This is a genomic window from Bradyrhizobium sp. WSM3983 (assembly GCF_000473045.1).
Taxonomy (GTDB): Bacteria; Pseudomonadota; Alphaproteobacteria; order Rhizobiales; family Xanthobacteraceae; genus Bradyrhizobium.
Genome location: NZ_AXAY01000044.1, coordinates 1 through 12,801, shown reverse-complemented (window position 1 = coordinate 12,801; position 12,801 = coordinate 1). Strand labels below are relative to the sequence as shown.

At 62.1% G+C, this 12,801-nt stretch carries 14 protein-coding genes and 1 pseudogene; 13 read left to right on the top strand and 2 right to left on the bottom strand.

All coding sequences use genetic code 11. The annotated features are described in order from the left end of the window. Positions 1–33: 33 nt before the first annotated feature. The 3 genes from YUA_RS52175 to YUA_RS0137435 all read left to right on the top strand — a co-directional run bounded on the left by YUA_RS52175 (position 34) and on the right by YUA_RS0137435 (position 2,503). Complete coding sequence (locus tag YUA_RS52175; RefSeq protein WP_245285361.1) at positions 34–660, top strand: hypothetical protein; 627 nt, start codon at positions 34–36, stop codon at positions 658–660. A gap of 178 nt (positions 661–838) precedes the next feature. Beyond that, positions 839–1,537, top strand: coding sequence for an RNA polymerase sigma factor (locus YUA_RS0137440; RefSeq protein WP_027535244.1), 699 nt, complete (start codon positions 839–841; stop codon positions 1,535–1,537). A gap of 141 nt (positions 1,538–1,678) precedes the next feature. Further along, complete coding sequence (locus YUA_RS0137435) at positions 1,679–2,503, top strand: flagellin (RefSeq protein WP_027535243.1); 825 nt, start codon at positions 1,679–1,681, stop codon at positions 2,501–2,503. Between the two features lie 6 nt (positions 2,504–2,509). Here the strand turns inward: YUA_RS0137435 and YUA_RS52170 are convergent, their stop codons facing one another. Then, positions 2,510–2,692 (bottom strand): hypothetical protein, encoded by a 183-nt coding sequence (locus tag YUA_RS52170; RefSeq protein WP_245285367.1) that lies wholly within the window; start codon positions 2,690–2,692, stop codon positions 2,510–2,512. Between YUA_RS52170 and fliD the strand changes: the two genes are divergently transcribed. From fliD to sbmA, 10 genes are all read left to right on the top strand, one after another. Next, entirely contained in the window at positions 2,619–4,253 is a 1,635-nt protein-coding gene (gene fliD, locus YUA_RS0137430) for a flagellar filament capping protein FliD (RefSeq protein WP_245285366.1), read from the top strand. The genes YUA_RS52170 and fliD overlap by 74 nt on opposite strands. Continuing rightward, positions 4,253–4,681 carry a flagellar export chaperone FliS gene (gene fliS, locus YUA_RS0137425; protein ID WP_027535241.1) on the top strand — a complete coding sequence of 143 codons (429 nt, stop codon included), beginning with the start codon at positions 4,253–4,255 and terminating at the stop codon, positions 4,679–4,681. The genes fliD and fliS overlap by 1 nt, the downstream gene beginning before the upstream one ends. 170 nt (positions 4,682–4,851) lie before the next feature. Continuing rightward, on the top strand, positions 4,852–5,124 hold the full coding sequence (locus YUA_RS0137420) for a hypothetical protein (RefSeq protein WP_027535240.1): 273 nt from the start codon (positions 4,852–4,854) through the stop codon (positions 5,122–5,124). Between the two features lie 261 nt (positions 5,125–5,385). Next, positions 5,386–6,054 (top strand): flagellar hook assembly protein FlgD, encoded by a 669-nt coding sequence (locus YUA_RS0137415; RefSeq protein ID WP_027535239.1) that lies wholly within the window; start codon positions 5,386–5,388, stop codon positions 6,052–6,054. Between the two features lie 31 nt (positions 6,055–6,085). Continuing rightward, positions 6,086–7,351, top strand: a complete 1,266-nt coding sequence (gene flgE / locus YUA_RS0137410; protein ID WP_027535238.1) for a flagellar hook protein FlgE — start codon at positions 6,086–6,088, stop codon at positions 7,349–7,351. A gap of 3 nt (positions 7,352–7,354) precedes the next feature. Then, positions 7,355–7,615: a hypothetical protein gene (locus tag YUA_RS0137405; protein ID WP_027535237.1), complete on the top strand. Its 261-nt coding sequence runs from the start codon at positions 7,355–7,357 to the stop codon at positions 7,613–7,615. A 9-nt stretch (positions 7,616–7,624) separates the two neighbouring features. Beyond that, positions 7,625–8,098: a hypothetical protein gene (locus tag YUA_RS0137400; RefSeq protein ID WP_027535236.1), complete on the top strand. Its 474-nt coding sequence runs from the start codon at positions 7,625–7,627 to the stop codon at positions 8,096–8,098. A gap of 18 nt (positions 8,099–8,116) precedes the next feature. Further along, positions 8,117–9,892 carry a flagellar hook-associated protein FlgK gene (gene flgK, locus YUA_RS0137395; RefSeq protein WP_027535235.1) on the top strand — a complete coding sequence of 592 codons (1,776 nt, stop codon included), beginning with the start codon at positions 8,117–8,119 and terminating at the stop codon, positions 9,890–9,892. Positions 9,893–9,910: 18 nt separating this feature from the next. Next, on the top strand, positions 9,911–10,822 hold the full coding sequence (locus YUA_RS0137390; protein ID WP_027535234.1) for a flagellin: 912 nt from the start codon (positions 9,911–9,913) through the stop codon (positions 10,820–10,822). Between the two features lie 520 nt (positions 10,823–11,342). Next, positions 11,343–12,563 (top strand): peptide antibiotic transporter SbmA, encoded by a 1,221-nt coding sequence (sbmA, locus tag YUA_RS0137385; RefSeq protein ID WP_027535233.1) that lies wholly within the window; start codon positions 11,343–11,345, stop codon positions 12,561–12,563. A gap of 42 nt (positions 12,564–12,605) precedes the next feature. Here the strand turns inward: sbmA and YUA_RS46290 are convergent. Next, positions 12,606–12,801, bottom strand: a pseudogene (locus tag YUA_RS46290) (methyltransferase); the annotation flags it as partial.

Sequence of the window (12,801 nt, the reverse complement as noted above, 5' to 3'; positions counted from 1 at the left end):
CGTGAACTCTGATTCGACGAGATCGTTCAGGTGATGGCGCGCGAGACCGAACAGCTTGAATGGAAAACAGGAATAGATTTCATCGATGCGAACTTCGCTGCCGCCGCGCTTCTCCCTCGCGGTCCTCCGCGCACGTGCTTCGGCCTGGATACGATGCTGAACGAAACTCGCAGAAACATTCGGACAAGTCCGCGAAATACCGGAAAGCTCGTAAGTCCTTTCAAATACGCCATCCGGCGTCGTGCAGGCGCGCAGCAGAAATGTATCGAAAACGTCGAACGACCAAGCAGAAACAATTTTCGCGCGGCGCTCGATGTCGGCTGTTGCGATCATCATGTGCAGATTCCCCGCCAATCAGATCAATTAACGTGCACGTTCACCATGTCAGGCGCCACAAGCGCGAAAATAATTCACGCGCGATTCAAAAACGCATTCGTCACGACTGACAGATTCAAAAAAATCGCTAGGTTCGAAAAGGTGATTCGGAAAAAATTGCCGGGTGCGGAGGTTGTCTCGCGTTCATTCACACTCGGAAACAATCTCGTTTTGATGCGCTCTGCGCGCGTCGCGTTTGATCGCCCAGTGCCGCGTAATGTCAGCGTTTTCTCTCAACCACATCTGTTCAGGATGGATGATCCGCCATGGCGCGAGACGATGTGATGATAGGCGCAAAGGGCTCGCGCGCTCGGCAATTATTGCCCGACACTCGGCAAAAGATACCGACTAACGTCTTGAAAAATAACAAAAATTCTTCGCCTGGATTGTTTCGGTCGCGCGTTCAACGCCTGGAAGCCGTGTGGCATGTGCGCTGCCGGCATTGCGGGTTGGAGATTGCGGGATGAGTTACGCTGCTGATGTCTGGGCTCCCGCCGAGGCCGAGATCACGACGACGCTGCCGGCTGAAGAGATCGTGCCTGTGATGCCGTCGGTGCCACTGGCGCCGGACAGCACGCCCGTCGCTGCCGAAATCGTCTTCGATGAGGACAGCGAACTTCTCGACAAGCTTGCCACCGGCGATGAGGCTGCGTTCCGCATGCTGGTCGAGCGTCACATCGATCGCGCCTATGCGATCGCGCTGCGTATCGTCGGCAACGCCGCGGATGCCGAAGACGTGGTGCAGGATACCATGCTCAAGATCTGGAGCCATCGCGGGCGCTGGCAGCACGGCCGCGCCAAGTTCTCGACCTGGCTCTACCGCGTCATCTCCAATCGTTGCATCGATCTGCGCCGCAAGCCGCGCAACGAGAATGTCGAGACCGTGCCGGAGGTCGCCGACGGTCAGCCTGGCGCCGTCGAGATCATCGAGCGCAACGAGCTGAACGGCATGCTGGAGCTCGCGATGCAGCGCCTACCCGAGCAGCAGCGTATCGCAGTGATCTTCTCGTACCACGAGAACATGAGCAACGGCGAGATCGCCCAGGTGATGGACACCACGGTGGCTGCGGTGGAGTCCCTGCTCAAGCGCGGACGCCAGCAGCTGCGCCAATTGCTGCGCAAGCACGAGCGCGATATCCGCACCGCGTTTACCGATTGCTAACCATAAAATTCGGCCAGCGGAAATTTTCGCGCCTGATCTCCTTGCGCTCCCCCGTTTGAGCGAACGGACGGGGCTGCGGTCTGCGTCGTCAATCGTCTTCAACGATGCGGCACGCCATGCCCATCAGCACAGGAGTTTTCAATGCCCGCAATTTCCACCAACACTGCCGCGAACGCTGCGGTCCGCTACCTCAACATCAATTCCGCGCAGGAAAGCAGCGCGCTCTCGAAACTGTCGAGCGGTTCGCGCATCACCTCGGCCTCCGACGACGCCGCGGGCCTCGCGATCTCCACCCGCATCTCCTCCGACGTGACCACGCTCCAGCAGGCCGCGACCAACGCCTCGCAGGCCACTGCGATCCTCCAGACCGCGGACGGCGGCGCCTCGAATATCTCCGACATTCTTGCCCGCATGAAGTCGCTGGCTTCCGAATCGTCCTCGGGCACCACGACCGACTCCAGCCGCGCCTACATCAACTCGGAATTCTCGCAGCTCACGAGCGAAATCGATTCGATCGCGAGCGGCACGCGCTATTCCAGCCAGAGCCTGCTCGACGGCTCCAGCGTATTCTCGTCCGGCGTGTCCGTTCTGGTCGGCTCGTCCAGTTCCGACACCATCACCATCACGCTGTCGAGCCTCACGGCATCGTCGCTCGGCGTCTCCTCGCTCGATGTCAGCACCCAGTCTGGCGCGACCTCGGCGCTCGACACCCTGGACACCGCGATCGACACGGTTTCTGCGGCGCGCGCCAGCATCGGCGCCCAGGAATCGCGCTTTAACTTCTCCTCCGACTCGATCTCGACCCAGACCCAGAACCTGCAATCGGCGAACTCGGCGATCAAGGACGTGGACATTGCGTCCGAGCAGGCCACGCTGTCCTCGGCCGAGGTGAAGACGCAGGCCGCCGTTTCGGCGGAATCCGCCGCGAACCAGATGCCGCAGTATCTGCTCAAGCTCCTCGGCTAGTGACCGTCAAGCCGGGCCGGCATGAGGCCGGCCCGGCTCACCTCGCGATGAAACGGGCACCGAAGTGACCAGCGTCAGCTCGAGCACCAGCAGCACGTCGAGTTCCTCCACCTCTGTGACGACGACCGGCACGACCACGTCGACCAGCATCGACTGGAGCGCACTGATCACGTCGGCCGTGAATGCCAAGCTTACCCGGGCGACCACGATCTCGACCACGATCACCAACAACGAGGCGAAGGTTTCGGCCTACCAGACCCTTCAGACCGACCTGAAAACGCTTTCTTCCGGGTTGGCTTCGCTTGCAACGTCCGTGGTCAATTCGCTGGCGACCAACGTCTTCGCCACGCGAGCGGCGACAATCAGCTCGACCGGCGACGTCAGCGCCTCGTCGGCACTGTCGATGAGCGTGAGCAATGGTGCCGCGACCGGCGACCACACGCTGACCATCAGCCAGATCGCGACCGCGCAGAAGGTGGCCGGGACCGCGCAGTCGAGCCAGACCTCGGCGCTCGGCTATTCCGGAACGTTTTCGCTCGGGCTTGGCAGCGGCAGCACGGCCGACATCACGGTCACCAGCTCGATGTCGCTCCAGGACGTCGTCGACACCATTAACGCCCAGAGCTCGACCACCAACGTCGAGGCCTCGATCGTCCAGGTCTCCAGCGGGTCTTACGAGATGGTGCTGACGGGGACCGAGGATGCTGCCGACATCGCCTATTCCAGTTCCTCCGGCGACGACATCCTGAACAAGCTCGGGGTGACCGACAGTTCGGGAGGCTTCAGCGACGTGCTGCAGACCTCGCAGGCGGCCAAATTCGCTCTGGACGGCATCTCGATGACCCGGGATACCAACGACATCACCGATGTGCTCACGGGCGTGACGTTCAACCTGCTCCAGGCGACGCCGAGCGGAACGTCGCTCAGCATCAGCATCGAGCCCGACACCAGCCAGATCGAAACGGCGGTCGAAAGCCTCGTCACCAACTACAACACGTTTCGTGATGCCGTGATCGCGCAGCAGGCGACCGCCTCGGACGGTACAGCGGATTCAAGCGCGGTGCTGTTCGGCGACGGCACCATGCGCGACATCATGGACCAGCTCCAGAATGCCCTAAATAGCACGGTGGGCGGCCTCACCATGGCCGACCTCGGCCTGTCCTTCAACGAGAAGAACGAGCTCGAACTCGACACCTCGACGCTGTCCAATGTTCTCAGCACAAATCTGAGCGGCGTCACCACGCTGCTGTCGGCACAGACCAAGACCTCGTCGAGCCAGCTCAGCGTGGTCAACACCGGAACGTCGCCGCAATCCTTCATCCTCGACCTGACGGTGGATTCGTCCGGGAATCTCAGCTCTGCCTCGGTCGGCGGCGATTCCTCGCTGTTCACGGTAAGCGGCACGACGATCATCGGCGCGGCCGGGACGGCCTATGCCGGCATGGCCTTCACTTATACAGGATCGACGACGCAATCCATCACGGTGACCTCGACCTCCGGCATCGCCACCCAGCTCTATCAGCTGTCCAAGACCTCTTCGTCGACCTCGGGCTCGTTGCAGACGCTGATCACCAGCCTGACCGATCGCGACACCGAGCTTCAGCAGAAGGTCGACGACATCGACAGCGCCGCGTCGGCCTACCAGACCCAGCTCCAGACCCAATACGCGAATTACCAGGCCGCGATTACGAGCGCCAACAACACGCTCACCTATCTCAAGGCTTTGCTTAACTCCAGCTCGAGTAGTTGATGATGCATAATCCGATGGCGTACATGGCCAATCAGGCCTACCGGGGCGCGGCCACCAGCGTGCCGCCGCTGAAGGCGATCTCGATGCTGCTTGGCGGCGCGATCACCTCCTTCCAGAAGTCGCTGGCCGCGCAGGAAGCGCGGCGTTTCGAGGAAGGGCACGAATATTTGCTGAAGGCGACCGCGATCCTGCGCGGGCTCAGCCACAATCTCGACTTCACCAAGGGTGGGGCGGTGGCGGAGCGCCTGTTCCAGACCTACAATAGCCTGATCGTGGCGAGCCACAAGGCGTTCGGCCGGCCGCATGCCCCGACGAGTTTTCGGCGGATCATCGCGGCCGTGTCCGAGTTGCGGGACGCCTGGGAGCAGGTCGACGCGACGGTGCGGCGCGGCAAGGTCGGGCCGGCCGATTCGACGCAGACAGACTGAAACCACGAGCGGCCGGACCGCGGAAGCGTTCCGGCGATCGCCCGTCCCGCAGTTTGGGCCGGTCTCCGTAGTGCTCCGGGCGATTTTGGCGCGTGAAGCTGCCGGAAACCGGTTTCCGCCACACCTGCAATGCTTTATGACGGGCCTGACCGAGGCGGGATCGGCGGGCGATGGACGTCACCGAGTTTGAGGAACTGATCGACCGGCTGGGCGAGGATCTCTCCCTCTGGCCCGACGACCGTCGCTTGCCTGCCGAAGAGCTGCTGAAGCGTTCCTCCTCTGCCCAGGCCTTGCTGGAAGAGATGCGCGCCCTGCGCCAGGCGCTCGCGGCACCCCCAGTGCGGGCGCCTGCAGGCCTCGCCGACCGTATCGCCACCGCGGCTGCGAAAGTGAAGAGCGACACGGCCGAGCCGCGCACCGAAGGCGAGACCGCAGGGAGTTGAACTGCTCTTTTCCCTGACATTCCGATCCGCATGATTTTTGCGCTCGCGCTGACACGAGCGAGCGGCTGCGCTTTTTCTTAAGCGCGCTTTCAGCATTCCCGGACACTGCGCACACGGCAGATTTTGCCGTGTCGAAAGCGATTTTCGCAACGGTGAATCCGCGCCTGAATCCGCGCGGCCACGCGTTTCATCAGCACACAGATTTCAAGCGCGCTGACCGACATCCCTGTCGCCGGCTGCGCGGGAAAGCCGGAGTCTCTGATGACCGTTTCCGCAACGAGTTCTGCAACGACAGCGACGACGACGACGTCGTCGTCGTCGAGCACGTCGTCCAGCTCGACGCTGACCTCGAGCGATTTCCTGAGCCTGCTCGTCAGTGAGCTTCAGAACCAGGACCCGCTGAACGCGACCTCGACCACCGACTTCATCAATCAGCTCACCTCCTACGCAAATTTCAGCCAGCAGCAGTCGATCAACTCCAACCTGTCTTCGCTATCGAGCTCGTTCTCGAGTCTCGTGACGCTCAACTCGGTCAACTATATCGGCCACACCGTCGAAGCGAAGACCGACACGTCGACCTTGAGCAATGGCTCGGCGACGTTCGGCTACTCGCTGTCCTCGGCCGCGTCCGACGTAGCGATCACGATCAAGGACTCCTCCGGTAACACGGTCTACACCGGCACCGGGACCGGCAATTCCGGATCCAACACCTTCACCTGGGACGGCAAGAACTCCAGCGGCACCCAGCTCACGGACGGTGGCCAGTACACCATCTCGGTGACCGCGACGGATTCCGCCGGCAACTCGGTGCTCAACTACACGACCGTCACCGGCACGGTGACCGGCATCGACACCTCGACCTCCACGCCGTCGCTGACCGTAAACGGCGTCTCCGTCAGCGCTGCCGACATCATCGGCGTGACGTCCTGATCCTGCGACCCGATTTCCCTGGAGCTTCATCATGAGTCTCACCGGTGCCCTTTCTTCGGCGATCTCCGCGCTCAGCGCGCAGAGCCAATCGCTGTCGATGATCAGCGACAACATCGCCAATACCAGCACGACGGGCTACAAGACGACGTCGGCGATGTTCGACGACCTCGTCACCGCGTCGAGCAACGCGACCTCCTATGCCTCAGGCGGCGTCACCGTCTCGGGCCGGGCCAACATCACCCAGCAGGGCCTGCTCGCCGCGACCTCCAACGCGACCGACGTCGCGATCCAGGGCTCGGGTTTCTTCGTCGTGACCAGTGCCACGTCGGGCGGCACCGTCTCCTACACCCGCAACGGCGCCTTCACGACCGACAATGCCGGTTATCTCGAGAACAGCGGCAGTTACCTCGAGGGTTGGCGTACCGACTCGGACGGCAACGTCGTCGGCAACGAGTCGGCGAGCAATCTCGAGGCCATCAACACCCAGGTCGCCTCGACCAGCGGCAGCGCCACCACCAAGACCACGATCGCGGCGAACTTGCCCTCGGATGCCGCGACCGGTGACACCTACACCAGCTCCATGACCGTCTACGATTCGCTTGGTGCAGCGAACTCGATGCAGGTCGCCTGGACCAAGACCGGGACCAACACGTGGAGCGCAAACTTCGCCAATCCGACGTCGACGTCGGACACCACGACTGCGACCGGCACGGCCTCGGGCACGATCGACATCACCTTCAACAGCGACGGCTCGCTGGCGAGCACCAGCCCGAGCCCGGCGACCGTCGCGGTCACGGGCTGGACCGACGGCGCGGCCGATAGCACCATCACGATGAATCTCGGCACGGCCGGAGGCACCGACGGCCTGACGCAATACGCCTCCGGCGAGACCACGCCGACCGTCAACGTTACCAGCATCACTCCGGACGGCCTGTCCTACGGCAAGCTGTCCAGCATCTCGATCGGAAAGAACGGCATCGTCGACGCCACCTATTCCAACGGCCAGACCATCGCGATCTACAAGATCGCGGTTGCGACCTTCGCCGATCCAACCGGGCTTTCCGCCGCCAGCGATGGGCTCTATTCCGCGACCGTGACGTCGGGGAATGCCGCGCTGCAGGCGTCCGGCGAGAACGGCGCCGGGACGATCTACGGCAGCGAGCTGGAGTCCTCGACCACCGACACCTCCAGCCAGTTCTCCAGCATGATCTCGGCGCAGCAGGCCTATTCGGCTGCCTCCCAGGTCATCTCCACCGTCAACAAGATGTACGACACCCTGATCTCGGCGATGAGGTGAGCGATGCGCAGCGAGGAGGCCAAAGCCGCCGGAGAAGCGCTGCTGCGCCGGCTGCGACGGCTGGTGGCACGGGCCGCAACCGTGAAGGACAGTGACCGCAAGCAGCTGCTTGCTTTGCTCGACGATCTCGAGACGACCCGCCGCGGCCTGTTGAAGGAATGCGCCGAAGTTGAGGGCGAGATGAGACAGACGACCGTCAGGACGACTGCGATTGGCGCATACTTGCGCAATTCGCAAGTCCTTCGCGGCAAACGGCATGATTAGAAGAAGGCGATGACCATGAGTGTAGCCCAAGCCAATAGCCAAGCCACGCGGATCAACGCCGCAAGCGGCGACGCCCGGATCAAGTCGCTGATCGGACTGATCGACGTCCTGACCGCGCTGGTGGCGGAAGAGAACGCCGAGCTCGCCAAGGGCCTGCCGGCCTCGCGCCTGAAGCAGGTCGACGAGAAAAATCGCCTGGCGGAGATCTTCGAGCGGACGGTTGCCGAGTGCGCGGCCGGTACAACCACCCTGAACGTGCGCGACCGGATCCTGCGCGAGCAGCTGCTGGATCGGATCCTGAAGCTGCGCGCGGCGATGGACGAGAATCTGGTGCGCCTGCGCGCGGCGATCGAGGCCAGCAACCGCCGGATCGAAGCGGTCATGCAGGCGATCCGCGAGCAAATCGCTGCGGTGTCGCCCTATGGCGCCTCCGGCCGCGTCGCCGCGCGCGCTGTCTCCAGCGGCACCAGCCGCAGCGCCTGACGAGCAGGGGAGCCCGCCGTGTCGCTCGATATCGCACGATCGATCGCCTTCAGCGGCCTGTCGTCCACGTCGGTGCAGATCAGCGTGACGTCGTCGAATATTTCGAACGCCGACACGACGGGCTATACCAGGAAGACCGCAAACCAGGCGAGCAACGTCACCAACGGCGTCGGTACCGGCGTCACGGTGACGGGCATCACCTCGACGGTCGACAAGCTGCTGTTGAAGTCGCTGGTCAGCGCGGACTCCGATCTCGGTTCGGCCGACACGACGAACACCTATCTGACCTCGCTGGAAAAGCTCTACGGCTCGACCAGCAGCGCCGACAGCTCGTCGACCGGAACCTCACTCGCCAACAGCATCGCCTCCCTAGAATCGGCACTGTCGTCGCTGGCGAGTACACCGAGCAGCGCCTCGCTGCAATCCAATGTCGTCAGCGCACTCGACGGTGTCACAAGCCAATTGCGGGAGACCTCGAGCGGCATCCAGAATCTCCGCTCCAATGCCGACCAGGACATCTCGTCCTCGATCGACGATGTCAACACGGACTTGCAGACCATCGCGGATCTGAACGCGGAGATCAAGCAGACCGCCGCGGCCGGCCAGTCGACCGCGGACCTGGAGGATCAGCGCAACACCGCGCTGCAGGACGTCGCCTCCAAGATGAACGTCAGTTACTATACGGCGTCGAACGGCGATCTCCAGGTCTACACCACGACAGGGCAGGCGCTGGTCGACAGCTCCGCGCACAAGATAAACTATGCAGCCGCGGCCAATGTGTCGTCGTCGACGACCTACACCGCCGGCTCATCGTCAAGCGGTTTCAGTGCAATCACGGTGAACGGCGTCGACATCACCTCCCATATATCAGGCGGCGACATCGGCGCGCTCATTACGCTCCGCGACAAGACCCTGCCAGCAGCGCAGTCCCAGCTCGACCAGCTCGCAACGCAACTTGCCTCCGCGGTCAACACCGTCTCGAACAACGCCTCCTCGGTGCCGGCGCCGACGAGCCTGACCGGAACGACCAGCATCACCAGCAGCACGGCGCTGTCCGCCACTGGTACGGTGCGCCTTGCCGTGACCGACCAGAGCGGCAATCTGGTCTCTTATAGCGATCTCGATTTGTCGTCCTATTCCACGGTCGGCGATCTCGTCACCGCCATCAACGGCATTTCCGGGATGTCCGCGTCGGTCGATGCGAACGGTCATCTCTCGATCGCGGCCACCGGCACGGGCAACGGCGTCGCCATCAACGAGATGACCAGTTCGGTCGGCAGCTCAAGCGAGGGATTTTCCGACTATTTCGGTCTCAATGATCTCGTGACCGGCGCGAGCGCATCGGATATCGCGGTCAATAGCAGCATCCTGTCCGGTACCAACGAGCTGCAGCTCGCGACCCTGGACACCTCGTCGAGCCTCACGGCCGGCAGCAGTGTGCTGACACCAGGGTCGGCGACCGTGGTCAATGCGTTCTACAGCGCGTTGACGGCGTCCCGGGCGTTTTCCTCCACCGGAGGGCTCGCTGCCACCACCGGTTCCTTTGCCGACTATGCTTCGACAATCGTGGCCGACGTCGCCAGCAAGGCCTCGCAGGCCTCCACCAACTACACCGCCAAGGAGACCGCACAGTCGACCTATGCGAGCTCGCTGTCGTCGCAGTCGGGTGTCAATCTCGACGAGGAATCTGCCAATCTGAGCACGCTCCAGAACCAATATTCGGCGGCTTCCGCGCTGATCTCGGCTATCAATACGATGTTCTCGGCGCTTATGACCGCCGTGCAGTCGTCTTAAAGCGCAGGGAGCAAGCCCATGGTCGCGATGCGGATCGCCACCTTCGCCCAGTCGAGCAAGATGATTGCCGATGCAATGCGGGTCGAGTCGGTCATGGCCAACGAGCAGGTCCAGGAATCCTCGGGCGTCGTCTCGACCGATTTCGGCGGATACGGCTCGAATGCGCAGCATGTCGTCAATCTCCAGGTTTCGGTGACGCGCGCGCAGTCCTATATCGATGCAGCCACGCTCGCCGACAGCAAGGTCCAGGTGATGTATTCGGCCGTCGGTTCGATGACCGACATCATCACGCAGCTCCGCTCCCAGCTCAGCGCTGCTTCGACCGGGAGCTCGAGCGAGACCACCTCGGTGATCTCTTCCGCGCAGCAGATGCTGGCACAGATGGGTTCGCTGATGAACACGCAGTATGACGGGCAGTATGTCTTTGCCGGCGGCAAGACGGACACGGCGCCTGTCGACCTCACCAGCTTTTCGTCGGGGACAGGTTCCACCACCACGGCGGATACCAGCTACTACAACGGCGATGACGAGATTGCCTCGGTACGCGTCGCCACCGACAACACGGTGTCATATGGGGTCACCGCCGACAATTCGGCGTTCGAGGAAGTCATGCGCGTGTTGAAGTTCGTGGCCAACAGCACCACGCTCTCGTCCGCGGACATTTCCAGCGCGCTCGATCTCGTCAGCACGGCGCTCGACGACACCGCGGCGGTGCAGGCAAAACTCTCCAGTTCGGCGTCCTCGATCGAGACAGCCAGCACGCAACAGACCGACTACAAGAGCTACGCCGAGAGCCTGTCGAACGACCTCACCGGCGTCGATGTCGCCGCCATCACCGCGCAGCTCTCGACCTATCAGGCGCAGCTCACCGCGTCCTATTCGGCGCTCGCCAAGATATTGAGCATGAGTCTTGCGAGCTACCTGAAATAGCACAGCAGATAAGACTCTACTGAACGCAATCCCCGGCCCGACCGCCGATCGCTTCAGGAGGACGGAGTCATGCTGTCGGTGCCGATTGGCGCGCGCTTTCAGGTCGAAGCTCAGCAGGGAAGGGGTGGAAACTGAACATGCGCGCTGGGAAGGCTAGCCTGTGTTCCTGGCGCGGCGCGATGCGGCAGCCAGTTCATACTCCGGGGCCACGTGCTCTGCTGGATGGCCGGCGCCGGGCGTGAAGCTTTTGCCCAAATAGTAACGACACCATCCAAAGCATCTGTCTTCCGGAAGGCAAACTCTCGCTGCATGAGGAGTTCGCCGCCGAGGTCGCGGACGTCGTCGCGCCATTTCTTACGGCGGCTCATAGTGCCTCCGCCGGTCGGATCGGAGCCGACCGGCGGTCGATTGGCTGCCGATGAATGCTCTTTTCTGCCTATTTGAGCGCTTAGCCCTTCGCCGCATCGACAGTCTCCTATAGTACAAGAGGCCAACGGATCCTCCGACCTCAGTGCTGACCATGTTCGTCTCGTTTTTCCCCCGACCCAAACTGTTTTTTCTCTCGGCTATCGTCTGGACCGCGCTGGCGATGCTGGTCTGGTATGGCTTCGCGAGCAATCTGTTCGAAGCGCCGCAAAGGCCGGTCGGGTTGGCGACGTTCTCGTCGGCGCCGGCTCTCTGGTTCGACCTCTATTTCGCTGTGTGCGCCGTGGTTTTCGCGGCTGCCTGGATGTTGCTCGCGCCGCATCCGTGGGCGAACTGGTCCATTCTCGGCTCCGCGCTGATCCTGTTCACCTCGTACTTTCAGGTGCAGGTCAGCGTCGCCATCAACAGCTGGTATGGGCCGTTCTACGACCTTATCCAGGCTGCACTTTCAAAATCGGCACCGGTCACCGTCGAACGGTTCTATGCCGAATTATCGACCTTTGCCGGAATTGCCCTTGTCGCGGTCGTGGTCGGCGTGCTGACGCGGTTCTTCGTCAGCCACTACATCTTCCGCTGGCGGACGGCGATGAACGACTTCTACGTCGCAAACTGGCCGCGCCTGCGCACCATCGAAGGCGCCTCGCAGCGCGTCCAGGAAGACACCATGCGCTTTGCAAGCACCATGGAAGGTCTCGGCGTCAATCTGATCAGTGCCGTGCTTACGCTGTTGGCTTTCCTGCCCGTTCTCGTGAAGCTTTCGAGCAGCGTCACGGAGCTACCCGTGATCGGCTCAATCCCGTATCCGTTGGTGTTTGCTGCGGTGATCTGGTCGGTATTTGGCACCGGCATTCTGGCTCTGATCGGTATTCGCCTGCCTGCGATCGAGTTTTTCAACCAGCGGGTCGAAGCCGCCTATCGCAAGGAACTGGTGCTCGGTGAGGATGATCCGGCCCGCGCCGATCCACCGACCCTGAGCGTGCTGTTCGGCGATATTCGCAGGAACTATTTTCGCCTCTATTTGAACTTCATGTATTTCAACATTGGCCGCATTGTCTACCTGCAGACCGACGTCATCTTTCCCTACGTCCTGCTCGCACCGACGATCATTGCCGGCAAGATCACGCTGGGAGCGATGAACCAGATTTTGAACGCGTTCACGCAGGTCCGAACCTCGTTTCAGTATCTCGTCAACGCCTGGAGCACGATCGTCGAGCTGATCTCGATCTATCAACGGCTTCGGAGTTTCGAGGCCAAGCTCCATGGCGAGCCGCTGCCTTCAATTGAGACAGAGACGGAGCCATTGTCGTTGGGATGATGCGAAATCCCAGCCCAGCTCTAACGAACTGGNACAGGTCTCTCATCTTGCCGGCTTCCGCGCCCAAGCGCAGAACACCAATTCCCACAGACAGGTGGCATTGTTTTGCTTGCGCTCAGCCAGAAGGCGCTCGTCGAGCGTATCGACGTCGGCGTCCGTCTCCGTCACGATGCCGTGCTTGAGCAGACGCGGGAGCACCGCGCGTATGATCGAAGCCACCGGATATTCTGCCGTCGGC

Bases quoted from the DNA above. Each gene is read 5' to 3' on its own strand.
- YUA_RS52175 (WP_245285361.1), top strand. From the start codon at position 34: ATGGCGCGCGAGACCGAACAGCTTGAATGGAAAACAGGAATAGATTTC.
- YUA_RS0137440 (WP_027535244.1), top strand. From the start codon at position 839: ATGAGTTACGCTGCTGATGTCTGGGCTCCCGCCGAGGCCGAGATCACG.
- YUA_RS0137435 (WP_027535243.1), top strand. From the start codon at position 1,679: ATGCCCGCAATTTCCACCAACACTGCCGCGAACGCTGCGGTCCGCTAC.
- fliS (WP_027535241.1), top strand. From the start codon at position 4,253: ATGATGCATAATCCGATGGCGTACATGGCCAATCAGGCCTACCGGGGC.
- YUA_RS0137420 (WP_027535240.1), top strand. From the start codon at position 4,852: ATGGACGTCACCGAGTTTGAGGAACTGATCGACCGGCTGGGCGAGGAT.
- YUA_RS0137415 (WP_027535239.1), top strand. From the start codon at position 5,386: ATGACCGTTTCCGCAACGAGTTCTGCAACGACAGCGACGACGACGACG.
- flgE (WP_027535238.1), top strand. From the start codon at position 6,086: ATGAGTCTCACCGGTGCCCTTTCTTCGGCGATCTCCGCGCTCAGCGCG.
- YUA_RS0137405 (WP_027535237.1), top strand. From the start codon at position 7,355: ATGCGCAGCGAGGAGGCCAAAGCCGCCGGAGAAGCGCTGCTGCGCCGG.
- YUA_RS0137400 (WP_027535236.1), top strand. From the start codon at position 7,625: ATGACCATGAGTGTAGCCCAAGCCAATAGCCAAGCCACGCGGATCAAC.
- YUA_RS0137390 (WP_027535234.1), top strand. From the start codon at position 9,911: ATGGTCGCGATGCGGATCGCCACCTTCGCCCAGTCGAGCAAGATGATT.
- sbmA (WP_027535233.1), top strand. From the start codon at position 11,343: ATGTTCGTCTCGTTTTTCCCCCGACCCAAACTGTTTTTTCTCTCGGCT.